This is a genomic window from Sphingomonas sp. KRR8 (assembly GCF_023559245.1).
In the GTDB taxonomy this organism is placed as follows: domain Bacteria; phylum Pseudomonadota; class Alphaproteobacteria; order Sphingomonadales; family Sphingomonadaceae; genus Sphingomicrobium.
This window is the reverse complement of sequence record NZ_CP097462.1, coordinates 857,147-882,063: the sequence shown is the minus strand read 5'-3', so window position 1 is coordinate 882,063 and position 24,917 is coordinate 857,147. Positions and strand designations below refer to the sequence as shown.

Below are 24,917 nucleotides of genomic sequence, written 5' to 3'. Positions count from 1 at the left end.
GTGTTGTCGACTTAGGCCGCCGGCAGAAGCCGCTGTTCGCCCGCGATCCGAAGCAGGGCGCCCTGCAGCTTCTCAAAGGCGCGAACCTCGATCTGACGGATCCGCTCGCGGCTGACGCCATAGACCTGGCTCAACTCCTCCAGCGTCTTCGGGTCGTCCGCCAGCCGCCGCTCGGCCAGGATATGCCGCTCACGGTCGTTGAGCGATTCCATCGCCCTTCCAAGTAGCTCGTGCCGGACCTTCTTCTCTTCGTCCTCGGCGATGATCTCGTCCTGCAGCGGACCGTGATCCATCAGGAAGTCCTGCCACTGGCTCTCGCCATCCTCATTGCCCCGCAGCGGCGCATTGAGACTGGTGTCGCCGCCCATCGACATGCGGCGGTTCATCGAGATGACCTCGTCCTCGGTGACGCCGAGGTCGGTGGCGATCTTGGTCACATCCGCGGGCTTGAGATCGCCCTCTTCGAATGCGTCGATCTGGTTCTTCATCCGGCGCAGGTTGAAGAACAGCTTCTTCTGCGCGGCGGTGGTGCCCATCTTCACTAGGCTCCACGAGCGCAGGATGAATTCCTGGATCGACGCCCTGATCCACCACATGGCGTAGGTCGCCAGGCGGAAGCCCCGGTCCGGCTCGAACTTCTTGACGCCCTGCATCAGGCCGATGTTGCCCTCGGAGATCAGCTCGGACACAGGCAGGCCATAGCCACGGTAGCCCATCGCGATCTTGGCGACGAGCCGCAGGTGGCTGTTGACCAGCTTGGCCGCGGCGTCAGTGTCGCCGTGCTCGCGCCAGGCCTTGGCGAGCATGAATTCCTCCTCGGGAGCGAGGATCGGAAACTTCTTGATCTCCGACAGGTAGCGGTTGAGGCCAGCCTCACCGCCCGCTGCGGGGATCGAAAGTGCCTTCGCCTGTGCCATGAGTTCTAGCGTTCCTTCCCAGGCCGAGCGGTCTTTGAAATCGAGCCGCTCTAGCCTCCTAAATCCTATACACCAAGCGCCGTGAACAGTTCCTGCATGTCCTCTGGAACCGCTGACTGAAACGATAGCCTGTGCTTCGTTATAGGGTGGGTGAAGCCCAGGACCGCCGCATGCAGCGCTTGCCGGTGGAAACCCATCCCCTTGAGCAGTTCCTGCAAACGCTTGCCATAGCGCCCATAGACCGGGTCTCCGAGTAACGGATGCCCGATCGACGCCATGTGCACGCGCACCTGGTGGGTCCGCCCGGTCTCCAGTCGGCACTCGACCAGCGCCGCCCCGCCACCCGTCTTCAATCGAGTCCAGTGGGTCACCGCGCGCTTGCCCCGGCCATCCCCCACGATAGCGATCTTCTTGCGATCGCTGGACGAGCGGGCGAGCGGCGCGTCCACCGTCCCTTCGGCCGTCTTCGGAATGCCGGCGACTGCCGCCAGATAGCGCCGGTCGATGCTGTGTGCGGCGAATTGCTTGGCAAGGCCTTCATGGGCGACGTCGTTCTTGGCGACCACCAGCAGACCCGAAGTGTCCTTGTCGGTTCGGTGGACGATCCCCGGCCGTGCCACTCCGCCGATCCCGCTCAGCCGTCCGGCGCAATGGTGGAGCAGCGCGTTGACCAGCGTTCCGTCGAGATTGCCTGCGGCCGGATGGACCACCAGCCCCGCCGGCTTGTCGACGACCAGCAGATGTTCGTCCTCGAACACGATGTTGAGCGGAATGTCCTGTGCTTCATTGTGGGCCGGCGTCGCCTCAGGCACCGACAGCCGGAACGCTTCGTCGCCAGTAACCTTGAGGGCTGGGTCGCACACGGGGGTACCCGAACGCTCGAGCGCCCCCGACTTAACGAGCGCCTTCAGCCGTTCACGCGACAGGCTGGGCAGGGCGTCTGCAAGCGCGCGGTCGAGCCGCCAACCCGCATGGCCCGGCGCCAGCGCCACGTCGATGATCTGCAACCCCCCGGTCATTCCAGCCTGAAATCGGAAGTTGCCGGTCGTAGTTCAAGCCCTTGCGCGGATTCGCGCCATCGGCCACGAACGCAACCTATGAACGCGATCGATCTCGCCAGTCTGCTTTGCTCCCGGCTGTGCCACGACCTGCTGTCGCCGGTTGGCGCCCTCAACAACGGAATCGAACTGCTCGCCGACGAGCAGGACCCCGAGATGCGCGCCAAGTGCCTGGAGTTGCTGGCCGAGAGCGCGCGGGCGAGCGCCAACAAGCTGAAGTTCTTTCGGCTGGCCTTCGGCGCCGGAGGCGGCTTCGGCGCGGAGATCGATACCCGCGAGGCGCAGGCCGCGATTGAGGGCCTGTTCGGCGCCGAAAAGAAGATCGAGCTTGGCTGGATGGTGCCCGAGGGACGCTTGCCCAAGGACGCCGTGAAGCTGCTGCTCAACCTTACCATGATCGCTGGCGATGCGCTGGTTCGTGGCGGCAGGCTGGACGTCGGGGCGGAGCGCGGCGGCAAGGGCATCGAACTCGTCATTCGCGCGGAGGGTCCACGCCTGTTGCTCGATCCCATCCTGCGCGAAACGCTGGTGCGCGGCTCGACGGGTGGAACGGTTGAAGCACGGGCGGCCGGTGCCTGGCTTGCCCACGGCTTTGCCGACAGCGCCGGTGGGTCGATCAAGCTGTCACCGGAGGACGGGCAGCTCCTCCTGATCGGCGCTGACTTGCCGACCCAGTCGGCTCGATAAACTCGGCAGAGGGCTAACGCCCCCTTAACTCCTTCCTCCCTAGACCCCGCTGCGAACAGCGCTGCGTAGGGGCGGAATGGACGACCTGATTGCCGATTTCGTGGCCGAGTGCCGGGAGATGCTGGAAAGCCTGGGGGGCGAGATCGTCGCCTGGGAAGCAGCGCCCGAGGACCGCACGCGCCTCGACTGCATCTTCCGCTTTGTCCATACGGTGAAGGGCAATTGCGGCTTCTTCGACTTTCCGCGCCTCGAGGCCTTGAGCCACGCGGCCGAGGACGCGCTGGCCGATGTCCGCGCCGGCCGCCGCTATCCCGACGCGGCTTTGGTCAGCGCCGTATTGGCGGTGATCGACCGCATCGGTGAGATGATCGACATGATCGGCGCCGGAACCGCAATCCCGGATGGCGACGATCACGACCTGGTGACTGCCCTGCAGCCCGGCGCCGAGGGTCCCGTCACCACCGGACCAGCGCCGAGCGCGGGCGAAAAGGTCGCGGTCACCACTCCTCCGCGCACCATTCGTCTTTCCGTTGAACTGCTCGACCGGGTCATGAGCGGCGTGTCCGACATGGTGCTCGCTCGAAACGAACTCGCCCGCCGGCTGCGCGACAGCGAGGCCGACGTTTCGGTCGACGGCGCGTTCGAACGCCTTTCCACCATCATCGCCGAAATGCGGGACGCGATCACCCGGACCCGCATGCAGCGAATCGAGAACCTCTTCGTCGGCTTGCCGCGCATGGTTCGCGATCTGTCCGCCGAACTCGGCAAGCAGGTGCTGGTCGATATCGAGGGCGGCGACGTCGAACTCGATCGCGAGATGATCGAGATGATCCGCGATCCGCTGACCCACATCGTCCGCAATGCGGTGGACCATGGGATCGAGACACCCGCCGACCGGCTCAAGGCCGGCAAGCGAGAGATCGGGCTGCTGACCGTCTCCGCCCGCCAGTCGGGGAACCAGATCCTGATCGACATCTGCGACGACGGTCGCGGTATCGACGGCAAGCGCCTGGTGGAGAAGGCTGTCGCCGCCGGGCTGATCGAGGCCGCCGACGGCGCCAAGCTCGGCAAGCGTGAGCAATATGCTCTGATGTTCGAGGCCGGCCTCTCCACCGCCGCGCAGGTCACCAGCATTTCCGGCCGCGGGGTCGGCATGGACGTGGTTCGCTCCAACATCGAGCGCATTGGTGGGATCGTCGAAGTCGACAGCAAGCCGGGTCACGGCAGCCGCATGACCCTGCGGGTGCCGCTCACGCTGACCATCATTCCGGCACTCACCGTTTCCATCGGCAATCAGCACTTCGCCATTCCGCGCTCGGCGATCGAGGAAATCGTTCGCGCCAATGGCGAGAGCGTGACCTTGGCGCAGGTTGGCGGGGCAGGCGTGGCCACCATCCGCGGCCGCCGTGTGCCTGAAGTCGCACTCGCCGACATTCTCGGCCTGCCAAGCGCGCTCACCGACGCGGAGCGCACCCTGATCGTCCTCAAGCCTGCCGGCGGTGACGTATTCGCTCTCGCCGTCGACAAGGTGCACGACCACGAGGAACTGGTGGTCAAGCCGGCAGCCCCAGCGGTCATGGCGACGGGCCTGTATGCGGGGACAACGCTGGCCGACGACGGCTCCCCCATCCTCCTGTTCGACGCGGCGGGCCTGGCGCAGGTTGGCGGCGTGAAGCTGGAGCAGCAGGAGCGCGGCAGCCGCATCATCGATGCCAACGCCGCCACTGCCAATGTCCGCCCGAGCACCCCGGTGCTGCTGTTCCGTACTCTTGAGGGTCAGCGCCGGGCCGTCCGCCTAGGCCTTGTCGACCGCATCGAGGAAGTGCCCGCCCACGCCATCCAATGGGGTGCGGGCCAGCTTCGCGTTCAGCTTGGCGAGGCGATTGTTCCGCTGGCAGGTATCGACCGGGTGCCGGAAGGCGACGCCAAGGTCCGCCTGTTCCGCCTGAGCGATGGGCAGGGGGAGATCGGCCTGGCCTTCCGTGAGGTTATCGACATGGCTGAGCTCGAGGAGGACGTGCTGGCCGCGACTTCCGCTGGGGAAGTCGAGGGCGTCACCCTGATCGGCGGCGAACCGGCCGAACTGGTTGACGTGCACTGGCTGTTCGCCCGTCACGGCAGCGGCGTTGCCACCGCCGATCGCTCGATGGTCTGCCGCCTGCCGTCCGACGACCCGTGGATGCAGCATATGCTGCGCCCGATCGTCGAGGCCGTCGGCTACACGGTTGTCAGCAGCGACAGCGATGTGGAGGCCGACCTGGTCATCGCCGCCAAAGGTCAGCCGCTGCCCGCCAACGACGAAGGCGCGCGCACCATCTGGCTGCGTGCCGAGCCCGAGGCGCGCAAGAACGACAAGAGCATCTATCGCTACGACCGAGCCGGATTGATGATGGCGCTCAAGGCCGCCGAAGGGGGTGCCAAGTGAACGAGCTGCTGCTGGTCGTGACCATCGCCGGGCAGCGCGTCGCACTGCCCGCCGCTGCGGTGGAAAGCGTTGTTGAACTCGATGCCCTCATCCCCGTGCCGCGCGCCGCGCCGCACATTGCCGGTCTTTCCGCCCTGCGCAGCCGCGTGCTGACGGTGATCGACTGCCGCCGCGCGCTCGATCTTGGGGCAAGCGACCTCAGCCAGGGACTGTGCGAAGCAGCCGTGGTGGAGATCGAAGGGCACCATTACGCCTTGATCGTCGACAGCGTGGAGGATGTGGTCGAGGCCGCCTCCGACCCCCAGCCAGTCCGCGCCGCCATGGGGCGCGGGTGGGAGCATGTCAGCACCGGCCTCGTCGACACCGAGGAGGGCGCGCTTCTGCTCATCGACGTGAACGCCCTTGTGGAAGGCGTCGAAGCGAAAGCGGCTTAACGCCTCCGTTACCCTTCATCCCTAAGCCAGACCCGAACCGGACAGGACTGAGTGACTTTATGAAAACCTGCCTCATCGTCGACGACTCCAAGGTCATCCGAAAGGTCGCCAGGCACATTCTCGAGACCCTCGAGTTCAGTGTCGAGGAGGCCGGCGACGGCAAGGAGGCGCTGGAGCGCTGCGAGCAGACCATGCCCGACGTGGTCCTGCTCGACTGGAACATGCCGGTGATGAGCGGGATGGAGTTCCTGAAGCTGCTTCGTCAGCGCGGCCATTCCGACCAGCCGAAAGTCGTCTTCTGCACGACCGAAAACGACATGGCTCACATTCGCGCAGCGCTGGAGGCCGGTGCTGACGAATATGTCATGAAGCCCTTTGATCGCGAGACGCTGCACATCAAGCTTCAGCTCGTCGGCGTCGCGTAAGGGGCCCCGCATGAGCCCCGCGCTCGCCAGCAAGGCCTGCGGCGACGAGCGGCGGCCGATCCGGCTGATGATCGTCGACGACAGCACGGTTGCTCGTGCCGTCCTGTCCCGAATGGTCGAGGGGGACGGCGGGTTCGAGCTCGCCGCCGTCGCCGGGACCGCCGAGGATGCCATCGACGCTCTCGCGCATGTCCGCGTCGACGTCATCCTGCTCGACCTGGAGATGCCGGGCGCGGGCGGGCTCAAGATGCTTCCGTCGATCCTCGATGCGGCGCGCGGTGCCCGGGTGATCATCGTCTCTTCGCTCGCCGAGGAAGGAGCGCAGGTAACGGTGTCCGCGCTCGCGCTCGGCGCCGCTGACACGCTCCCCAAGCCCGGCATCGGTCGCTTCAACGGCAAGTTCAGTGAAGTCCTGCTCGCAAAACTCAAGGCGCTCGGCAGTGCTGACCAGCTGGTCCGGCGCAACGGCGCCGTTGCCCCGCTTCGCGCCATGGGCAATGAGCCCATGCAGTGCCTTGGTATCGGCGCGTCGACTGGTGGCATTCACGCTCTTCAGCAGATGTTTTCGGCGCTGCCCGAAAAGTTGGGCGTGCCGATCCTCGTGACCCAGCATCTTCCGGCCGCATTTATGATCGTGTTCGCCCGCCAGCTTGGCGTTGCTGCCAGGCGCCGGGCGCTCGTCGCCGAAGACGGCATGCCTCTCATGAGGGACGTCATCCTGGTCGCGCCCGGCGACGCCCACTTGACCGTGGAGAACCGCGGTGGGCGACCCGTCGTCCGGCTGGATCGCCGCAGTGTCAGCAGCGGCTGCCTGCCGTCTGTTGATCCGATGCTCGCCTCCGTGGCGGAATTCTACGGCGCGACTGGTCTTGGCGTGATCCTGTCCGGCATGGGCCGTGACGGACAGCTTGGCGCCACCCGCCTCGTCGCGGCAGGCGGCGCCATCCTTGCTCAGGACGAAGCCAGCTGCGCCGTCTGGGGCATGCCCAAGGCGGTCACCGACGCCGGCCTTGCAAGCGCCGTTCTGCCGCCCCTTCAAATCGCCCGCCGTGTTGCGTCCCGGGCGGGAGACACTGCATGGAAATAAGCGACAGCTCGAGCCGCATTCTCGCCGGATTGCTGGAAGCTCGTACCGGTCAGCAGCTGACGATGAATCGTCGCTGGCGACTGGAGACCGCGCTCTCTTCCCTGATGCGTGAGCGGGGGATCGTGAGCATCGACGAGCTGATCACCATCCTCGTCATGGGCAAGGAGCCCAACCTCTCGGCCAAGGTGGTGGAGGCCCTGTTGAACAACGAAACCTATTTCTTCCGCGACCGGACTCCGTTCGACCTGCTTGCCCGGTCGGCCTTGCCGCGGCTGATGGAGCGGCGCGCCTCATCGCGGCGGCTGAAGATCTGGTCGGCCGGCTGCTCGACCGGGCAGGAGGTATACAGCCTGGCAATGATGTTCGCAGAGGACCCGCTGAAATGGGCCGGGTGGACCATCGACATCATCGGCACCGACGTATCGGAAACCGTGGTCGATCGCGCGCGCACCGGAACCTACAGCCAGTTCGAGGTGCAGCGCGGCCTCGGCATCGCGCAAATGGTGAAGTGGTTCGAGGAAACGCCCGCCGGCTGGCGCGCGGTGGAGGCGCTGCGCAAGAGCGTTCGGTTCCAGACTCATAACCTGCTCGAACTTCCGCCGCACCCGGGCGAGTTCGACGTCGTGCTCTGCCGCAACGTCCTGCTCTATCTCAACCAGCAGACACGCGAAAAGGCGTTCGACCGCCTCGCCAGCGCCATGGCGTCCGACGGCTGGCTGATGCTGGGGGCGGGCGAAACGGTAATCGGCCAGACCCGCAAGCTGGTCTCGGACAAGGACTCGCGCGGACTGTATGTGCTCGCCACCAACGACGAGCACGCCGACCGCCGGGTGGCCTGAGCCTAGTCGGCGATCAGGCTCATGCAGGTGAGGCCGGCCTCGGCCTTCTGCAGTTCGCCCACGTCCACCGTACTGATCTCGAAGCCGAGGGTCCGCAGCCGCTCCGCCGTCCGGGGCGCGTCCGCCGGAACGATCAGTGCCTCGCCCGCGCGCAGCACATTGGCGCCAAACGGCTCCAGCGGGTGGTTGGGAACGACCAGATGGTCGCTGAACGGCGCCGGGTCGATCCAGTCGGGATTAAGCACCACGACCTCGCGTCCGCTCGGGTCACGGCCAGCGTAGGTGACGCCGGTCTTCAGGTGGAGGCAACGCTCGTGCAGCACTCCGATGACCTCATAGCCAAGCGGCGCGGCAAGATTGGCGAGCGCGATCGCGCCCGCGCTGTCGGTGCGGCGCGACAAGCCCACGAACAATTGCTTTCCGACGCGCAGCACGTCGCCGCCGTCGAGCCGTCCTCGACGCATCCGATGCACGGTGAAGTGTTTGGCAAGTGCGGCCGCCGTGTCGTCGGCCTCGGCCCGGCGCGACGGTGCCCCCGGACGGGTGATGATGGCGTGATCTCCCAGCAGGATGGCCGTGTCCTCGACGAACACCCCGTCCGGATGCTCCGCCAGGGCGGGAAGCTGGACCACATCGTAGCCGGCGGCGCTCAGCAGCTGTTCGTAGGCACGGTGCTGCTCGACGGCGAGGGCCGGGCTGATCGGCTCACGCTCCAAGTGGGTCAGTTCGCAATCGCCAAGCTTCGGACTGGGCGGCCGGGTGAAGGCGAGCGCCATGCGTGATTCCCTCCGTTGTCGTGTGTTCATCAAGCGCGCAGGTCGGCCTCTGGTTCCGCCTCGCTCTTCCATGAAAAAAGGCGCCCCGCCGGAGCGGAGCGCCTCTTCGCATCCGGTTGCCCGGATTGTTTGTCGTTTAGCGCTTCGAGAACTGGAAGCTACGGCGGGCCTTGGCCTTGCCATACTTCTTGCGCTCGACCACGCGGGGATCGCGGGTCAGGAAACCGGCGCGCTTGACGGTGGTGCGGAGCACCGGCTCATAGCGGCTCAGCGCCTGGGCGATGCCGTGCAGCACGGCGCCCGCCTGGCCCGAGAGACCGCCGCCCTTGACGGTGGCGATCACGTCATACTGATCGGCCCGATCGGTGATGCCGAACGGCTGGTTGATCACCAGGCGCAGCGTCGGACGAGCGAAATAAACGGTCTGGTCGCGGCCGTTCACTTCGATCTTGCCAGTGCCCGGCTTGAGCCAGACGCGCGCAACGGCGTCCTTGCGGCGGCCGGTCGCATAAGCGCGGCCGTACTTGTCGAGCTGCTGCTCACGGAGCGGCGCTTCCGGCTGAACGTTGACCGGTGCGGCCGGAGCTTCGTCGGTGCCAGCGTCAGCCGTCGGGGCCGCTGCGGTGTCGGCGGGAGCCTCGGCAGCCGCCGGAGCCGGCGCCGGCTGGCTGGTCAGCTCGCCGAGGTCGGAGAGGGACTTCTTGTCGGCCATGTTATGCGCCCACCTTGTTCTTGCGGTTCATCGAGGCGACGTCCAGCGTCTCGGGGGCCTGGCCCTCGTGCGGGTGGTCGGTGCCGTTGTACAGGTGCAGGTGCCGCATCTGCTCGCGGCCGAGCGGCCCGCGCGGGATCATCCGCTCCACGGCCTTCTCCAGAACGCGCTCCGGGAAGCGGCCTTCCAGGATCTTGTCAGCGCGAGTCTCCTTCAGGCCACCGGCATAACCGGTGTGCTTGTAGTAGATCTTCTGCTGCGCCTTGCGGCCCGTGAAGCGGACCTTGTCGGCATTCACCACGACCACATGGTCGCCGCAGTCGACGTGCGGCGTGAAGCTCGGCTTGTGCTTGCCGCGCAGGATGTTGGCGATGATCGTCGCCACGCGACCGACCACCAGACCGTCGGCATCAATGATATGCCACTTGCGTTCGACCTCCGCCGGCTTGGCCGACTTGGTGGTCTTCATCAGCGCCTTCATGGCTGAAAAACCCTTATCTTAAACATGAAAACGCCGCCCGACGGGCAGCGCTTGTGCACCGCTAATTGCGGGAGAGGGTCAAAAAGTCAAGCAAATGAGCACTGTTGTCGATGGGTAATATGTTACCCTGTGCTTTCCACGACCCATTCCCCATAGGCCGGAAGGGTGCGTTCGACGGGCCAAACCGCGATCGCCGGCACCTTATAGCTGTGCAGATCCGCCAGCCGGTTTACCAGGCGATCCGCGTTCCTGGCCGCCGTTTTGAAGAGGGCGGGGACCTCTTGCGAGTCCTCGATCACGTCTCGCCAGCGATAGATGCTGTGGCACGGGCCCAAGTTGTTGACGCAGGCAGCCAGCCGCTCTTCCACAACTTGACGCCCAATCCGCTTGGCTTCCTCGGCACTGCCGAAGATGCAGTAGACCGAGACGATGCTCGCGGCCTCAGCCACGCGCCTCGTCACGCAGGACGGCGATCCGGTGCCCCGTCAGGAGGAACGAACCCAGCAGCAGCACAGCCGTCCCCTGGTGGGTCGCCGCGATATGCAGGTCGACGCCGGTCAGAAGCGTGGCGATCCCGAGGATGATCTGCACCCCGATGATCGAATGAAGAATGATCGATTCGCGCCGGCTACCCATCCTTTTCACCTGGCGGGCGATCACGACGGCGAAGCCCAGCACCACGAAAGCCAGCCAGCGGTGGACGAACTGCACGGCGATGGGGTTATCCACGAAGTTTCGCAGCAGTGGCTGAAGCCAAGGCGCGCCCGTCGGGTAGAGTTCGTCGCCCATCAGAGGCCACGTGTTGAAGGCGTAACCGGCGCGAAGCCCGGCCACGAACGCCCCGAACATTAATTGCAGCGCCAGCGCTGCCAGCGACCAGATCGCGAGGGTCGGAATTCGTCGCTTGACGCTGCCAGGCGAACGCAGGTCGAGCGCGGTCCATACGGTGGCGCTGAAGATGAGCAGGGCCGTCAGCAGGTGCACTGCCAGCCGCACATGGCTGACCTCCGTCCGCTCGCTCAAGCCGCTGGCGACCATCCACCAGCCAATCGCGCCCTGCAGTCCGCCGAGCGCCAAGATGCCGACCAGCCGCCAGCCATAGCCCTTCGGAATGGCCCTGCGGATCCAGAACCAGAGCAGGGGCAGCGCAAACGCAAGCCCGATCACCCTGCCCAGCAGCCGATGAACATACTCCCAGAAGAAGATGCCCTTGAACTCTTCCAGGCTGATGCCGCGGTTGATCTGCTGATATTGGGGGATCTGTTGATAGAGCTGGAAAGCATGCTCCCACTGCGCCTGGGTAAGGGGCGGAAGGGTGCCGCTGATCGGCTTCCATTCGGTGATCGACAGTCCGCTTTCGGTCAGGCGAGTGATCCCGCCGACCACCACCATCGCCAGGATCAGGCCGGCAACCGTGAGCAGCCACGTCGCGATGGCGTGGGGACGGGCAGTGGCCCGATCGAATGCGGGGGCACGCTCCAGCGGAAGGGTCGATGCGGTCATGATGGCGCGCGATATGGCGGTCGCCCCAACAAGGAGCAAGACGGTCGAGGGACGGGGTGAGCAATTGGCCCTTGTTCACCAGACAGTGTTATTTGGCCGCGATGTAATGTTGTAACTTCGGCGACGTGTCAGTATATCACCGCCCGTGACGGCGCACCTTCACTCGACTCACCGGTTCGACCGGCTGGCTATCGGCCTTTCCGGTCTGTGCGTGGTGCATTGCGTCGCAACCACCGTGCTGGTGGCGATGCTGTCGGCTGCCGGCGGCATCCTCGGCTCCGAGTTGGTGCATGAGGTCGGGCTGACGATCGCCATGGGGATTGGCGCCTTCGCCCTCTACCGCGGAATTCTCGAGCATGGTTTCATGATGCCCAGCGCGGTTGGTGGCCTTGGGCTTGGCGTGATGGCCGGGGCGCTCACTCTTCCGCATGACGGGACCGAAGCGGCGGCGACCATCGTCGGCGTGCTGATCCTGGCGCTCGGCCACGACCTCAATCGTCGCGGAACGGTTCACCCCTTCGGTAAGCGGACCGCCCACTAACCATCGTCACCGTCGATCAAGGGCGCCTCCTCCCGGTAGCGAGGTGTCTCCGGCGGCCAGATGAGGTGGAGCAGGCTGAGAGTGGCCAGCCCAAGCCCAAGTTGCCAATTCAGGCGAACCACCACGGCTGCTGCAATATAACATCCGGCCTTGATCCAGTAGCGCCGGCTCAGCCGCCGGACGTAGTCGGGCAGAAGGCGAGGATCGACATTGCCGCGCGCCATGCCGACATTCCACTTGAGCAGCCAGCTGACCGAGGTCAGCGCAAGCATGTCGACGAGGAAACTGCTCGCGGCAGGCAGGGCAGCCGGATGAACGAGGCTTTCCGCGAAGATCCTCGACGGGAATGCGATATAGCCGATCATCGCCAGAAAGAGCGTGGTAGCAAGCAGGAACCAGTGACCCGTCGTCCGGTAGATGGCACCCGAGAAATGGTGATGGACCCAGTAAAGCCCGATCACCACGGAGGCGATGACATAGCCAAGGTCCTGCGGCCACGCCGCAGCAAGGTCGTTGCCGAGAAACTGGCCGCCATTCCGGAATTCGGGCGCAACCACGTTGAAGATCGGCAGGGTGAAGGCGATGGCGAACACCCCGTCCGCGAAGGCCTCCATGCGCCCCGTACCCCTTGTCGCACCTTCCCCTTCATGAGAGTCACGGCGGGGCGGGTCGTTCGGATTTGGGGGAGCATCAACGAGCGGCATCTCGTCAACAAACGAACGGTTCGCTTACTCGGTTCACTTGTTCCTTAACCAAGGTGAGCGTATCTCATCGCCATGTCCGGCCATCAACATCAAAGCCACCAGGGCGAACGCCTGGTCGATGCGGCAAAAGCGCGGTTGACCGAAACCGGTGAACAATGGACCGGGATGCGCGAAGCCGTGTTCGAAGCCCTTGCCTCCTTCGATCGTCCGGCCAGCGCCTATGACATCGCCGAGGCGGTCTCCACCGCGCAAGGTCGCCGCGTTGCCGCCAACAGCGTGTATCGGATCCTCGACCTGTTCGTCGGCGCCAATCTCGCGATGCGAGTGGAAAGCGCCAACGCTTATGTCGCCAACTCGCATCCGGGCTGTCTCCACGACTGCATCTTCCTGATCTGCGACCAATGCGGGCAGGCCAAGCATATCGACGACGACCGGCTGACCGAAGGCGTTCGCGCCGCGGCCGAGAAGAGCGGCTTCGCGCCCACCAAGCCGGTGATCGAGGTGCGCGGCACCTGCGAGAGCTGCAGCTGACCTCCTGAGCCCGGCCGAACGATCGTGAGTCCTGTCGAGGCGCTGGCCGCCGCGCTTGGCGTGGTGAACGTTCTGCTGGTCGTCCGCCGCTCCGTCTGGAACTATCCCTTTGGCCTGGTGACGGTCGGGCTCTACTTTTTCGTCTTCTTCGAGCAGCGGCTCTACTCCGACGCGTTGCTCCAGCTCTTCTTCATCGCGGTTCAGCTGTACGGCTGGTGGGCTTGGCAGCATGCCGAGCAGGTCGATGCGGGCGTGGCCGTGAGTTCGCTATCGCCGGCGGAGCGGCTTCGTGGCGCGGCGGCGATTGTCGTCGCCGCATCTTTATGGAGTAGCGTGATGGCCGGCCTGACCGACGCCGCCGCGCCCTTCGTCGATGGCCCAATCGCGATCACCAGCGTCGTGGCGCAGCTGCTGCAGAGCTTCCGCAAGGTGGAAAGCTGGTGGTTGTGGATCATGGTCGATCTCGCGGCGATCCCTCTGTTCCTCTCGCGCGGCCTGCTGATTACGGCGGGACTTTATCTCATCTTCCTGTGCCTGGCTGTGGCCGGGCTCCTCGAGTGGCGGCGAAAGGCGACGGCGTGAAGCGCGGATTCCTCCTGGGCAAATTCATGCCGCCGCACGCGGGCCACGTGGCACTGATCCGCTCCGCTCGGCAGCTGGTCGATCAGCTGACTGTGCTGGTCTGCGCGCGCGATGGCGACCCGATCCCGGGACTGACGCGCCTCGACTGGATGCGGCAGCTCTTTCCCGACTGCCGCATCATCTATTTCGATCGCCCCGCACCGCAGGAACCTGGAGATGCGCCCGACTTCTGGGAGCAATGGACAGCCATCGTCCGTGACGCCCATCCCGACCCGATCGACTTTGTCTTTGCCGGCGAGGACTATGGAGCGGAACTGGCGCGGCGCCTCCAATCCTTCTTCGTGCCGCTCGGCGGGCGGGTGCTGGCGGCCGATCGCGCCGGGATCGGCGGCCTGTCGGCCAGTGCCATTCGCGCCGACTGGTGGGACCACTGGCACTGGCTGCCCGAGCCGGTAAAGGCCCATTACAGCCTCACCGTCTGCCTTCATGGGGTGGAGAGCGTCGGCAAATCGACCCTCGCCGAACAGCTCGCGCGGCACTTCCAGACGGTTGAAGTACCCGAGTATGGCCGCGCGCACTGCGAAGCGCACGGGACCGACTGCCGCGAAAGCGACCTGCTCCTGATCGGCTTGGCCCAGCAGGCGGAGATCGAGGCCGCCCGCGCTTGGTGCAACCGGCTATTGATTGCCGATACCGACGCGCTGATGACCGCTGCCTGGTCGCAGATGATGATCGGCTATGTGCCAGACCAGCTGGTCTGCCACCGACAGGCCGACCTTTACCTCATGCTCGCACCCGACATTCCGTTCGTGGATGACGGAACTCGCGTCTTTGGCGAGCCGGAGCAGCGGGCCCGGTTCGACCGGATCGCCCGCGACGTGCTGAAGCTGACGCGGGCACCGGTGGTCGAGATCAGCGGGCAGGGCGAGGCGCGGCTGGCCGCAGCTGTGGCCGCCATCGAACGCCTGGTCGCTGAGCAGCGGGCGCTCCCAAGCCCCTGACCCTTCGGACTATTCGACAGTTCGACCGTGGTGAGTTAGGGCTGAGCGAATGTCCGATCGTCCCTCGACGCCGCTGCTGGATCAGATCCAGTCTCCCGCCGACATTCGCAAGCTCGACAAGGCGCAGCTTCCCCAGCTCTGCGATGAACTCCGGGCCGAGACCATCTCGGCGGTGTCGGTCACCGGCGGCCACCTCGGTGCCGGCCTCGGCGTTGTCGAGCTGACCGTCGCCATCCACTATGTGTTCGACACGCCCCACGACAAGCTGATCTGGGACGTCGGTCATCAATGCTACCCGCACAAGATCGTGACCGGCCGGCGCGACCGCATCCGCACCATCCGCATGGGCGGGGGTCTGTCCGGCTTCACCAAGCGGTCGGAAAGCGAATATGACCCGTTCGGCGCGGCCCACAGTTCGACGTCGATCAGCGCCGCGCTGGGCTTTGCGATCGCCAGCAAGCTGGACGGCCGGCCGGAACATGCGATCGCCGTGATCGGCGACGGCGCGATGACCGCCGGCATGGCTTATGAGGCGATGAACAACGCCGAAGCGGCCGGCAACCGGCTGATCGTGATCCTCAACGACAATGACATGTCCATCGCCCCTCCGGTCGGCAGCCTGCGCAACGCGCTCGCCCGGCTGGTGTCGAGCGGTAAGTATCTGACTCCGCGCAAGTTGGCCGCGCGTATCGCCGGCCGTTTGCCACGCCCGGTCCGCGACGCCGCCGAGCGCTTCGAGGAATATGCCCGCGGCATGATGACCGGCGGCACCTTGTTCGAGGAACTCGGCTTCTATTACGTCGGCCCCGTCGACGGTCACGACGTGATCAGCCTGGTCGAGATCCTCGAGAACGTGCGGGACGCCGATCACGGCCCCATGCTGATCCATGCCGTCACCCAGAAGGGCAAGGGCTACGCGCCGGCCGAAAGCAGCGCGGACAAATATCACGGCGTAGTAAAGTTCGATGTTGTCACCGGGAAGCAGGACAAGGGTCCGAGCGGCCCGCCCAGCTACACCCAGGTGTTTGCCGACGCCCTCGTGGCGGAAGCGGAGCGCGACCCGAAGATTGTCGCCATTACGGCGGCCATGCCTTCCGGCACCGGTCTGGACCGATTCGAGAAGCGGTTCCCTGACCGCACGTTCGATGTCGGCATTGCCGAGCAGCATGCGGTGACCTTCGCGGCGGGCCTGGCAGCGCAGGGTTATCGGCCGTTCTGCGCCATCTACTCGACCTTCCTGCAGCGCGCTTATGACCAGGTGGTCCATGACGTCGCGATCCAGAATCTGCCGGTCCGTTTCGGCTTGGACCGCGCCGGCCTGGTCGGCGCGGACGGCGCGACCCATGCCGGCAGCTTCGACCTGGCTTACCTCTGCACCCTGCCGAATTTCGTGGTGATGGCGGCGGCCGACGAGGTCGAACTCGCCAACATGGTTCACACCATGGCGCTTCACGACAGCGGGCCGAGTGCCGTTCGCTACCCGCGCGGGAACGGCGAAGGGCTGATCATGCCCGCGAGTCCCGAGCGGCTGGAGATCGGCAAGGGCCGCATCGTCCGCGAGGGCAAGACGGTGGCCATCCTCTCGCTCGGCACCCGCCTCGGCGAAGCGCTGAAAGCGGCCGAGTTGCTGGAGCAGAAGGGGCTCAGCACCACGGTCGCCGACCTGCGGTTCGCCAAGCCTCTGGACGAGGTCTTGATCCGCAAGTTGCTGACGACACATGAGGTCGCGGTGACCGTGGAGGAAGCGGCGGTTGGCGGCTTTGGCGCCCACGTCCTGACGCTCGCCAGCGACGAAGGCCTCATCGATGCCGGCCTCAAGCTCCGCACCATGCGCCTGCCAGACCGTTTCCAGGATCAGGACAAGCCGGACAAGCAGTATGACGAGGCCGGTCTCAACGCCCCGAACATCGTCGACACCGTGCTGAAAGCCCTTCGGCGCAACAGCGTCGGGATCGAGGAAGGGGCGCGGGCCTGATCGACCATGAAACAGCGCGCTGACCAGGCGCTGGTCGAGCGCGGGTTGGTGGAGAGCCGCGCGAAGGCGCAGGCGCTGATCATGGCGGGGCTGGTGTTCGCCGGTGAACGCAAGATAGCCAAGGCGGGCGAGATGATCGCCGCCGAAGCCGCCCTGGATGTCCGCGGCAAGGACCACCCCTGGGTGTCGCGAGGTGGGCTCAAGCTCGATCACGGCCTCGATTACTTCGGCATCGACGTGACCGGAGCGACCGCGCTCGACATCGGCAGCTCGACCGGCGGCTTCACCGACGTGCTGCTCAGCCGCGGCGCCGCCAAGGTCTACGCGATCGACGTCGGCACCAACCAGCTTGCCTGGAAGCTGCGGCAGGACCCGCGCGTGGTCGTCATGGAGCAGACCAATGCCCGCCACCTCACGCCGGAGCAGGTGCCGGAACCTATCGACATGGTCGTCTGCGATGCCAGCTTCATCAGCCTTGCCAAGGTCATGGAGGCCCCGCTGCGCCTTGCTCGCACCGGAGCCCACGCCGTCCTGCTGATCAAGCCGCAGTTCGAGGCCGGGCGCGAGGAAGTGGGGAAGGGCGGGGTGGTTCGTGATCCGGAGGTGCACCAGCGGGTGTGCGACGCGGTCGCGCTATGGATCGCTTCGCAGGGTTGGCGCATTCTGGGCCTGACGCGTAGCCCGATCACCGGTCCAGAGGGTAATGTCGAGTTCCTGCTTGGCGCGGTGAAGGAGAGCGAAGATGGCGACCACTGCTGACCAGTTCGACGAAGGCGCCCCGCGTCCTCGCCGCTCATGGTGGAAGTTCGCGCTGGTCGCGGTTCCCGCGATCGTCGTCGCGGGCTCCGCCATCGGCTATCTCGCGAACAGTGGTTTTTCCAACAACTGGTACGCGCCGCTGGAGAAGCCGAGCATCCAGCCGCCCGGCTGGGCCTTTGGCGTGGTCTGGACCACCCTTTACACCTTCATGGGCATTGCGGTCGCACTGATCCTCTCGCTCCCTGCGTCACGCCAGCGCAGCCTCGCCCTGACCCTGTTCGCGGTCCAGCTCGCGCTCAACTTTGCCTGGTCGCCCGTCTTCTTCGGCGGCGGCTTCATCGACTGGGCCTTTCTGATCATCCTGGCGATGAACGTGCTGGTCACCGCCACCATTATCGCTTTCTGGCCGCTCAACAGGGTGGCGGCGCTGCTGCTTGTGCCCTATCTGGCATGGCTGTGCCTCGCCACGGTCCTCAATCATGAGACGGGCAGGCTCAACCCCGGCGCTGATCGCGCGCCGCTGGGCATAACGGGAGAGTAAGCCATGCAGTCGCAGAACCGCCTGTTCGACGACTTCGTGAAGATCATGAATGGGGCCGCCGGCACCGTCGCGGGAATGACCCGCGAGGCTCAGGACGGGATGAAGGAGCGCATGCGCGAGTGGGTCGGCGGCATGGACTTCGTCTCGCGAGACGAGTTCGAAGCCGTGAAGGCGATGGCCGCGCAGGCCCGCGAGGAAGTGGAGGCCCTGCGCAACCGTCTCGCCGCGCTTGAGGCCGGCAAGGGCAAGCCCGCCGGTTCGGCCGCTTCTGCCGCTGCTGCCAAGCCCGCCACTGGGCGGAAGGCTGGTCCCTCCACGGGCGTCGAGACGCCCGAGGAGTGAGCGAATATTTGAGCGAGGATGATCGCACCGAGGAGCGCGAGGATGGCGCTCCGATCGAGGTTCTCGAAGCTTATTTCGAGGCCCGGGGCTGGACCTGTGAGCGGGCCGGCGACGGGGAAATCGTGGCCAGCGCACCCGGCAGCTGGGCGCAGTACGAACTGCGCGGCGTGTGGCGGCCCGACGACCAGGTCCTTCAGTTCCTCGCCTTCCCGGACATCAAGGTAGCGGCCGAGAAGCGTCCTGCCATCTACGAGACACTCGGACTGATCAACGAGCAGCTGTGGCTCGGCCACTTCGAGCTATGGTCGGGGTCGGGGCTGATCGTTTTCCGCTACTCGGCGCTGCTCGATACGGGCGACGGCGATGCGTTGAGCTTCGAGCAGGCGGAGGCGATCGCCGAAGCCGCGCTTGAGGAGTGTGAGCGTTTCTTCCCGGTGTTCCAGTTCGTCCTGTGGGGCGGCAAGTCCCCGGGTGAGGCCATCAGCGCGGCGCTGATCGACACCGCCGGCGAAGCCTGAGCAAGCAAGGGCATTTACTTCATGAGTGTGGTCAACGTCACGGCTCAGCAGCCGTCATCCGCCGTCCTGACTCCGGCTATCTGGTTCGTCGGCTGCGGCAACATGGCCGGGGCGATGGTGGCCGGCTGGCGCTCGGCGGGCGTGAACTTCGGCAACTCGGTCGCCATTCGCCCGAGCGGAACGCCGGTCCCGGGCTTGCGCACGGTGCGGAGCCTGGGTGAGGCGGGGCGCCCCGCGGAGTGGCTCATCCTCGGCTTCAAGCCGCAGCAATTGCTCGAACTCGCGCCGTCGATTGCGCCATATGTGACGGCGAACACCACCGTCATCTCGCTGCTGGCAGGCACCGAGGCCGCCACTCTGCGCCATCTGTTTCCGAACGCGCAGGCGATTGTCCGCGCCATGCCCAATGTCGCCACGGCCGTGCGGCGGGGCGTGACCGCGCTCTTCATGCCGGACGCGAATGACGCCCTCCGCGCGCGGCTTCGGCAGTTCTTCATGATCCTTGGCCTGACCATCGACTGCAACGCCGAGGGAGAGCTTGGAGCAATCGCCTCCATCGGCGGAGCTGGCCCGGCTTATGTCGCTCGCTTCATCGAAGCGCTGGCGAAAACCGCCGAGGATCGCGGCCTGGAACCCTCGCTTGCGCTCGCCATTGCTCGCGAAACCGTGTTCGGTACCGGCTGGCTGGCGGTGACGGACAATCCACCGATGGACGAGCTTGTCCGGCGTGTCCGCAGCCCCAACGGCACCACCGCGGCTGGCCTTGCCGTACTCGAGCCCGAACTGACCCCGCTTCTTGAGCGCACGGTGGCCGCGGCGACCCGGCGAGGGGCCGAGCTGGCCGCCGCCACCCGTGCCATTGATTCGCCCGAGGGCGCCGCCTAAGCCGCCCGCTCTGGAGTGAGGACGGGCATGGCAGGTTTTGACGATCGCGACGGCTGGATCTGGATGGACGGCAAGCTCGTGCCCTGGCGCGAGGCGAACGTGCATATCCTTACGCACGCCATGCATTACGCCTCCAGCGTTTTCGAGGGTCAGCGCGCCTATGGCGGACGCATCTTCCGCCTCAGCGATCACAGCCGCCGCCTGAAGCGCAGCGCCAACCTGCTCGGCTTCGACATTCCCTACAGCGTCGATCAGATCGACGCGGCCTGCAACGAAGTGCTCAAGGCCAACGACATGCAGGACGCCTACATGCGCCCCGTCGCCTGGCGTGGGTCGGAATCGATGGGCGTCAATCCGAAGGGAACCGAACCGCACCTCGCCATCGCTTGCTGGCACTGGGGCAAGTATTTCGACGATGAAAAGCAGCAGCGCGGGATCCGCCTCGACATCGCGCCCTGGCGGCGCCCGGCTCCGTACACGGCGCCCGTCGAGAGCAAGGCCGCCGGCCTTTACATGATCGCGACCCTGTCCAAGCAGCATGCCGACGACCGCGGTTTCGACGATGCTCTGATGTTTGACTGGCGTGGGCAGGTGGCGGAGGCGACCGGCGCCAATGCCTTCTTCATCCGCGACGGCAAGTTGATCACGCCGACGCCGGACTGCTTCCTGAACGGGATCACCCGCCAGACGGTGATCGAGCTTGCGCAGAAGCGCGGCGTCGAGGTGGAGGTGCGGACCATCTGGCCGGAGGAGCTGGAAAGCTTCCAGCAGATGTTCCTGACCGGCTCCGCGGCCGAAGTGACGTTGGTCCAGTCGGCCGGGCCGTGGAACTTCGAAGTCGGCGACCTCTCCCGCCAGCTTCAGCGCGACTACGACGACCTGGTCAACAGCCGCCAGGCTTGAACGAGGCTTGCTCCTGCTCCTGTCCGGCTTAAGGTTGGGCAGGAGAGGGGATTAAATGACCAGCACCGCCGTGCCTGCTGCATCGGAGTATGTCGTCGATCCCAAGCGCGACCGGCTGGTGATCACCGCCTCGGCGCTGGGCACGGTGTTCGAGTGGTATGACTTCTTTCTCTACGGCATTCTCGCCGCGCTGCTTGGTAAGCTGTTCTTCCCGGCTGACAATCCTACCGCCGCGACGCTGGCCAGCCTTGCGGCGTTCGGAGCGGGCTTCGGCGTACGCCCGCTAGGCGCATTGCTGTTCGGCTGGTTCGGTGACCGGGTCGGGCGCAAATACACCTTCCTTATCACCATCACCCTGATGGGCGGCGCGACCGGCGCCATCGGCTTCTTGCCCAGCTTCGCGACGGCCGGCCTGTGGGCGCCCGCGCTGCTGGTCGGACTGCGCCTGATCCAGGGCCTTGCGCTCGGCGGTGAATATGGGGGCGCGGCGATCTACGTCGCCGAGCATGCGCCGCCCTACAAGCGCGGCCAATATACCAGCTGGATCCAGGTCAGCGTGGTTGGCGGGTTCCTGCTTTGCCTGATCATGGTGCTGATCTGCCGGCACGCCATGGACTCGGCGTCGTTCGACGCCTGGGGCTGGCGCGTGCCCTTCCTCGCCAGCTTCGTCATGCTCGCCATCTCGCTCTACATCCGCCTAAAGCTGAGCGAGAGCCCCGTCTTCAAGGCCATGAAGGAAGCCGGGCAGACCAGCCGCAATCCGTTCAAGGACAGCCTGACCTACCCGGGCAACCTCAAGAAGGTGATGGTCGCGCTGTTTGGCGTCGCCGCCGGCCTTACCGTCATCTATTACACCAGCCAGTTCGGAACCCTCTACTTCCTCCAGGGCACTGCCCGGGTTGGGGAGGAGGAGGCGCTGCTCTACATGGCGGCCGGCGCGATGATCGCCGCTCCGCTCTATGTCGGCTTCGGCGCATTGTCGGACCGGGTCGGCCGGAAGAAGCTGCTGCTGCTCGGCTATGCCCTGACGCTGGTTCTGCTGTTTCCCATGTTCCACCTGATGGCGGATGGCGCCAACCCGGCCCTTGGCCGCGCGACGGCAAGCTCTCCCGTCACACTGCAACTCCCCGCCGATTGTGAATTCAACGTCTTCGCCAGCAAGCACACCACGCCGTGTTCTCAGGCGCTCAACTACCTATCCAAGCGCGGGGTGAGCTATCGCAAGGCTGATGCCGCCGATGTCGCGCTCACCGTCGGGAAGCAGCGGATCGCCGGTTTCGACCAGGCTTCCTACACCGCGGCGCTGGTCGCCGCGGGCTACCCCGACAAGGCCGATCCGGCCGAGAAGCAGCCGTGGAAGATTATCCTGGCCGTGGCCGTCATGGTTGCCTTGTCGGCCATGACCTATGGCCAGGTCGCCGCGATCCTGGTGGAAATGTTTCCAGCGCGCATCCGCTACACCAGCATGTCGGTGCCCTATCACATCGGCTCGGGCTACTTTGGGGGCTTTCTACCCCTGATCTCCCAATATATCGTTGTGCGGACAGGGGATGCCTATGCCGGTCTTTGGTACACGATTGCCGTGGTCGTCCTGGCGTTCGTAGTCAGCGCTGTCTGGCTTACCGAAACGCACCATAAGCCGCTCGATTGATGAAGCCACTCGCCCGGCGCGTTCTTTACCCAATCTTTGCCGGTCAGCACTTAGCTGGCGGCAATGGGCACCGGGCGTAAAATGCTGGTGAATGGCGGCGAGCGACCGCGGTTCGACCGCCTGGCTGCCGAAATCCCGGTGGATCAGCTCTTCCTGCTGTCGCCGCCCACTGACGCCACTGGCCGCGAAGTCCAGGTAGAGCAGGTCGCCGCCCTCATCGCCATGGTGCCGCTGACCGTCGGTGCCAATCTGGTCGCGGCGGTGACAATCGTTGCATCCTTGTGGACGGACGTGCCGCATTGGCAGCTGGTTGCCTGGCTGGCGCTCTTCGCCGGCCTGTGCTCCCAACGCCTGTTCCGTGCCTGGCGGCTCCGCCATGACCCTGCCTATGCCGCTCGCAAGCCGTCGAGCGTCCATACCATCATGCCGCCCATCCTCATGCTGTCGGTCTTGTGGGCGGTGCCCGCATCCGTCTGGTTCGGCATGTCCGGCGATGAGGACAAGATCCTCATTGCACTGATGCTGTTCGGACTGGCCAGCGGTGCCAGCGTCACCCTGTCGACGGTGCCTCCGGCGGCGCTCACCTACGTGCTGATCGTCAGCACCGCGGCGATCGGGGCGCTCATCCTGGCCGGCTATGTCCTTCTCATCGGCCTCGTCCTCTTGTTCGGCGGAGCGCTCGCCTACACCATCATCTGGAACGCGCGGCAGTTCGTGGGCCATCTTCGGGCCCGGCTGGAGGTGGAGGAGCAGGCCGCCATGATCGCGCTCCTTCGCCAGTTCGAGGCGAGCGGCAGCGACTGGCTGTGGGAGCTCGATCCCAATCTCTGCATGCGACACATGTCGTCGGCCTTCATCAACAGCTCGGGCCAGCCGGTCGAGCGCCTGATCGGCGGCGATGTGCGTCAGTTGCTTGACCCCAGGGGTGACGCGCGCAGCGTCTCACGCGGCATGCGGCAACTGTTCGATGCGCTGGCGGAGGGCAACGCCTTTCGCGAGATTGCGGTGCCCGTGCGGGGCGGCCGCTCCTGGTGGATCTTCTCCGGTCAGCCACTGCTCGGCCCGGACGGAAAGATCACCGGCTGGCGTGGAGTGGGCTCGGACGTCACCCGTTCCCGGCGCACCGGCCGCAACTCGATCCGGGCCGCCCGCCACGATCCGCTGACCGGCCTGCCCAATCGGCTGCTGATCCGCGAACTCATCGAGGAATCCCTGCTTCAGGAGCGTTCGGGCCGTGGCGGCTGCGCGTTGCTGTTGCTCGATCTGGACCGGTTCAAGCTGGTCAACGACACGCTTGGCCATGCCCTTGGCGACCAGCTGCTCGCGGCAGCCGCCGGCCGGCTTGCGCTGGTGGTGGGCGACGCCGAAGTGGGCCGGCTCGGCGGCGATGAATTCGCGATTGTTGCCTCGGGAATGACCGATCGGTCAGACGTAAGCGCGCTTGCCGAGCGCGTCATTGCCGCTTTGTCGCAGCCGTTCGCGGTGGGCAGCGCCGACCTCACCATCGGCGCCACGGTCGGGATTGCGCTCGCGCCGGACGACGGCATGACCGAGGGCACCCTCACCCGCAACGCGGACCTCGCCCTGTACAGCGCGAAGGCCGCGGGGCGAGGACGCTGTCACTTCTTCGAACCCGCCATGGCGGAGCGCGCCAAGGCCCAGCGCGAACTCGAGCGTGACTTGCGGGTGGCGCTTCAGAGCGGCGAACTGAGCCTCGCCTACCAGCCCATCGTGGAGGCTGGCAGCCACCGGATCGTTGGTCGTGAGGCTCTTCTTCGGTGGAGCCATCCCGAACGAGGCGACATCCCGCCCGATCTCTTCATCCCGGTGATCGAGGATACCGGGCTGATCAGCCAGGTCGGCAATTGGGTGGTGCGCGAAGCCTGCCGCGAGGCTGCCAGCTGGAAGGATGAGGCCCGGCTTGCCGTCAACGTGTCGGCGGTCCAGCTGACCGGCGGCGACCTGGTTGGAACCGTCGTCAACGCCCTTGCGGTCAGCGGCCTGGCGCCCGAACGGCTCGAACTGGAAGTGACGGAGAGCGTCTTTCTCGCCGATGACGAGGCCACCCGCCACACGCTGGCGCGACTTCGCGCCGTTGGCATCCAGCTCGTGCTCGACGACTTTGGTATGGGCTATAGCTCGTTGAAATCACTCGCCCGCGGTGAGTTCAGCAAGATCAAGATCGACCGCAGCTTCGTCGCTGGAGCGGGCGAGGGCAGGAGCGATGCCCGCGCCATTGTCGAAGCGGTGATCGCGCTTGGCCGGGCCATGCGCTGCGACGTCACGGCGGAGGGCATCGAGACCGCTGCCCAGGCGCTCCTCTTCGAGAAAATGGGCTGTGACCAGCTGCAGGGCTTCCATTTCGGCCGGCCGCTCGCCGCCGACCAGCACGTGCTCGTGCTCCCGGATTTGCCGAGCGGATCACAACGACGTCGGATTGCCCGCGCTTAGCCCTTGAGGAGCGCCACCGCCAGTCTATAAGCGCGCCGGCTGCTGGGGCGTCGCCAAGTGGTAAGGCACCGGTTTTTGGTACCGGCATTCGCAGGTTCGAATCCTGCCGCCCCAGCCAGATCTCACGTGGAAAACTGCGCCCGCACCTGGACCCTTCGCCTCAGGCCTCCGCCTGCAGGGAAAGGCAAA

27 protein-coding genes and 1 tRNA gene are annotated in these 24,917 nt (G+C 65.8%); 20 read left to right on the top strand and 8 right to left on the bottom strand.

All coding sequences use genetic code 11. The features are described 5' to 3' along the window. Positions 1 to 11 precede the first annotated feature (11 nt). Positions 12 to 917, bottom strand: a complete 906-nt coding sequence (gene rpoH, locus M8312_RS04455; RefSeq protein ID WP_250119180.1) for an RNA polymerase sigma factor RpoH — start codon at positions 915 to 917, stop codon at positions 12 to 14. A gap of 65 nt (positions 918 to 982) precedes the next feature. Beyond that, positions 983 to 1,936, bottom strand: coding sequence for an RluA family pseudouridine synthase (locus M8312_RS04450; protein WP_250119179.1), 954 nt, complete (start codon positions 1,934 to 1,936; stop codon positions 983 to 985). A gap of 78 nt (positions 1,937 to 2,014) precedes the next feature. On the opposite strand from M8312_RS04450, the gene M8312_RS04445 reads away from it, so the two are divergent. The 6 genes from M8312_RS04445 to M8312_RS04420 all read left to right on the top strand — a co-directional run bounded on the left by M8312_RS04445 (position 2,015) and on the right by M8312_RS04420 (position 7,872). Continuing rightward, positions 2,015 to 2,662 carry a histidine phosphotransferase family protein gene (locus M8312_RS04445; protein ID WP_250119178.1) on the top strand — a complete coding sequence of 216 codons (648 nt, stop codon included), beginning with the start codon at positions 2,015 to 2,017 and terminating at the stop codon, positions 2,660 to 2,662. Between the two features lie 76 nt (positions 2,663 to 2,738). Further along, positions 2,739 to 5,087: a chemotaxis protein CheA gene (locus tag M8312_RS04440; RefSeq protein ID WP_250119177.1), complete on the top strand. Its 2,349-nt coding sequence runs from the start codon at positions 2,739 to 2,741 to the stop codon at positions 5,085 to 5,087. After that, positions 5,084 to 5,521, top strand: a complete 438-nt coding sequence (locus M8312_RS04435; RefSeq protein ID WP_250119176.1) for a chemotaxis protein CheW — start codon at positions 5,084 to 5,086, stop codon at positions 5,519 to 5,521. Before M8312_RS04440 ends, M8312_RS04435 begins: the two co-directional genes overlap by 4 nt. A 59-nt stretch (positions 5,522 to 5,580) precedes the next feature. Next, positions 5,581 to 5,946, top strand: a complete 366-nt coding sequence (locus M8312_RS04430) for a response regulator (protein ID WP_250119175.1) — start codon at positions 5,581 to 5,583, stop codon at positions 5,944 to 5,946. Positions 5,947 to 5,956: 10 nt separating this feature from the next. Beyond that, entirely contained in the window at positions 5,957 to 7,033 is a 1,077-nt protein-coding gene (gene cheB / locus M8312_RS04425; RefSeq protein WP_250119174.1) for a chemotaxis-specific protein-glutamate methyltransferase CheB, read from the top strand. After that, the gene (locus M8312_RS04420) at positions 7,024 to 7,872 is read left to right on the top strand and encodes a CheR family methyltransferase (protein ID WP_250119173.1); all 849 of its coding nucleotides are present in this window, start codon (positions 7,024 to 7,026) and stop codon (positions 7,870 to 7,872) included. The genes cheB and M8312_RS04420 overlap by 10 nt, the downstream gene beginning before the upstream one ends. A 2-nt stretch (positions 7,873 to 7,874) precedes the next feature. Here the strand turns inward: M8312_RS04420 and M8312_RS04415 are convergent, their stop codons facing one another. From M8312_RS04415 to M8312_RS04395, 5 genes are all read right to left on the bottom strand, one after another. Further along, positions 7,875 to 8,648 (bottom strand): dimethylarginine dimethylaminohydrolase family protein, encoded by a 774-nt coding sequence (locus M8312_RS04415; protein ID WP_250119172.1) that lies wholly within the window; start codon positions 8,646 to 8,648, stop codon positions 7,875 to 7,877. Between the two features lie 136 nt (positions 8,649 to 8,784). Then, complete coding sequence (gene rpsI / locus M8312_RS04410; protein WP_250119171.1) at positions 8,785 to 9,360, bottom strand: 30S ribosomal protein S9; 576 nt, start codon at positions 9,358 to 9,360, stop codon at positions 8,785 to 8,787. 1 nt (position 9,361) lies between these two features. Further along, entirely contained in the window at positions 9,362 to 9,841 is a 480-nt protein-coding gene (gene rplM / locus M8312_RS04405; protein ID WP_250119170.1) for a 50S ribosomal protein L13, read from the bottom strand. 122 nt (positions 9,842 to 9,963) lie between these two features. Further along, positions 9,964 to 10,290, bottom strand: coding sequence for a divalent-cation tolerance protein CutA (cutA, locus tag M8312_RS04400; RefSeq protein WP_250119169.1), 327 nt, complete (start codon positions 10,288 to 10,290; stop codon positions 9,964 to 9,966). Beyond that, positions 10,283 to 11,344 carry a COX15/CtaA family protein gene (locus tag M8312_RS04395; protein ID WP_250119168.1) on the bottom strand — a complete coding sequence of 354 codons (1,062 nt, stop codon included), beginning with the start codon at positions 11,342 to 11,344 and terminating at the stop codon, positions 10,283 to 10,285. Before M8312_RS04395 ends, cutA begins: the two co-directional genes overlap by 8 nt. Positions 11,345 to 11,489: 145 nt before the next feature. Between M8312_RS04395 and M8312_RS04390 the strand changes: the two genes are divergently transcribed. Beyond that, a complete protein-coding gene (locus M8312_RS04390) occupies positions 11,490 to 11,885 on the top strand; it encodes a MerC domain-containing protein (RefSeq protein ID WP_250119167.1) in 396 nt (131 codons plus the stop codon). On the opposite strand, the gene M8312_RS04385 is transcribed toward M8312_RS04390, so the two are convergent. After that, positions 11,882 to 12,499 carry a TMEM175 family protein gene (locus M8312_RS04385; RefSeq protein WP_250119166.1) on the bottom strand — a complete coding sequence of 206 codons (618 nt, stop codon included), beginning with the start codon at positions 12,497 to 12,499 and terminating at the stop codon, positions 11,882 to 11,884. The two genes, M8312_RS04390 and M8312_RS04385, sit on opposite strands and share 4 nt — an antisense overlap. Positions 12,500 to 12,661: 162 nt before the next feature. On the opposite strand from M8312_RS04385, the gene M8312_RS04380 reads away from it, so the two are divergent. The 13 genes from M8312_RS04380 (at position 12,662) to M8312_RS04320 (ending at position 24,846) form a co-directional block, all read left to right on the top strand. Beyond that, positions 12,662 to 13,120 carry a Fur family transcriptional regulator gene (locus M8312_RS04380; RefSeq protein ID WP_250119165.1) on the top strand — a complete coding sequence of 153 codons (459 nt, stop codon included), beginning with the start codon at positions 12,662 to 12,664 and terminating at the stop codon, positions 13,118 to 13,120. A gap of 24 nt (positions 13,121 to 13,144) precedes the next feature. Then, positions 13,145 to 13,702 carry a nicotinamide riboside transporter PnuC gene (gene pnuC, locus M8312_RS04375; protein WP_250119164.1) on the top strand — a complete coding sequence of 186 codons (558 nt, stop codon included), beginning with the start codon at positions 13,145 to 13,147 and terminating at the stop codon, positions 13,700 to 13,702. After that, positions 13,699 to 14,703, top strand: a complete 1,005-nt coding sequence (locus M8312_RS04370) for an AAA family ATPase (RefSeq protein WP_250119163.1) — start codon at positions 13,699 to 13,701, stop codon at positions 14,701 to 14,703. The genes pnuC and M8312_RS04370 overlap by 4 nt, the downstream gene beginning before the upstream one ends. A gap of 49 nt (positions 14,704 to 14,752) precedes the next feature. After that, on the top strand, positions 14,753 to 16,678 hold the full coding sequence (dxs, locus tag M8312_RS04365) for a 1-deoxy-D-xylulose-5-phosphate synthase (RefSeq protein ID WP_250119162.1): 1,926 nt from the start codon (positions 14,753 to 14,755) through the stop codon (positions 16,676 to 16,678). A gap of 6 nt (positions 16,679 to 16,684) precedes the next feature. Continuing rightward, entirely contained in the window at positions 16,685 to 17,437 is a 753-nt protein-coding gene (locus M8312_RS04360; RefSeq protein ID WP_250119161.1) for a TlyA family RNA methyltransferase, read from the top strand. Next, the gene (locus tag M8312_RS04355) at positions 17,421 to 17,978 is read left to right on the top strand and encodes a TspO/MBR family protein (RefSeq protein WP_250119160.1); all 558 of its coding nucleotides are present in this window, start codon (positions 17,421 to 17,423) and stop codon (positions 17,976 to 17,978) included. The genes M8312_RS04360 and M8312_RS04355 overlap by 17 nt, the downstream gene beginning before the upstream one ends. A 3-nt stretch (positions 17,979 to 17,981) precedes the next feature. After that, the gene (locus M8312_RS04350; protein WP_250119159.1) at positions 17,982 to 18,320 is read left to right on the top strand and encodes an accessory factor UbiK family protein; all 339 of its coding nucleotides are present in this window, start codon (positions 17,982 to 17,984) and stop codon (positions 18,318 to 18,320) included. A gap of 8 nt (positions 18,321 to 18,328) precedes the next feature. After that, positions 18,329 to 18,838 carry a type III secretion system chaperone family protein gene (locus tag M8312_RS04345; protein WP_502957448.1) on the top strand — a complete coding sequence of 170 codons (510 nt, stop codon included), beginning with the start codon at positions 18,329 to 18,331 and terminating at the stop codon, positions 18,836 to 18,838. Positions 18,839 to 18,859: 21 nt separating this feature from the next. Next, positions 18,860 to 19,723 carry a pyrroline-5-carboxylate reductase family protein gene (locus M8312_RS04340; RefSeq protein ID WP_250119157.1) on the top strand — a complete coding sequence of 288 codons (864 nt, stop codon included), beginning with the start codon at positions 18,860 to 18,862 and terminating at the stop codon, positions 19,721 to 19,723. A gap of 27 nt (positions 19,724 to 19,750) precedes the next feature. Then, positions 19,751 to 20,626 (top strand): branched-chain amino acid aminotransferase, encoded by an 876-nt coding sequence (locus M8312_RS04335; RefSeq protein ID WP_250119156.1) that lies wholly within the window; start codon positions 19,751 to 19,753, stop codon positions 20,624 to 20,626. 55 nt (positions 20,627 to 20,681) lie between these two features. After that, positions 20,682 to 22,277 (top strand): MFS transporter, encoded by a 1,596-nt coding sequence (locus M8312_RS04330; protein WP_250119155.1) that lies wholly within the window; start codon positions 20,682 to 20,684, stop codon positions 22,275 to 22,277. A 63-nt stretch (positions 22,278 to 22,340) separates the two neighbouring features. Beyond that, on the top strand, positions 22,341 to 24,728 hold the full coding sequence (locus M8312_RS04325; RefSeq protein ID WP_250119154.1) for a putative bifunctional diguanylate cyclase/phosphodiesterase: 2,388 nt from the start codon (positions 22,341 to 22,343) through the stop codon (positions 24,726 to 24,728). Positions 24,729 to 24,771: 43 nt separating this feature from the next. Next, positions 24,772 to 24,846, top strand: a tRNA-Gln gene (locus tag M8312_RS04320). The last annotated feature ends 71 nt before the right edge of the window (positions 24,847 to 24,917 follow it).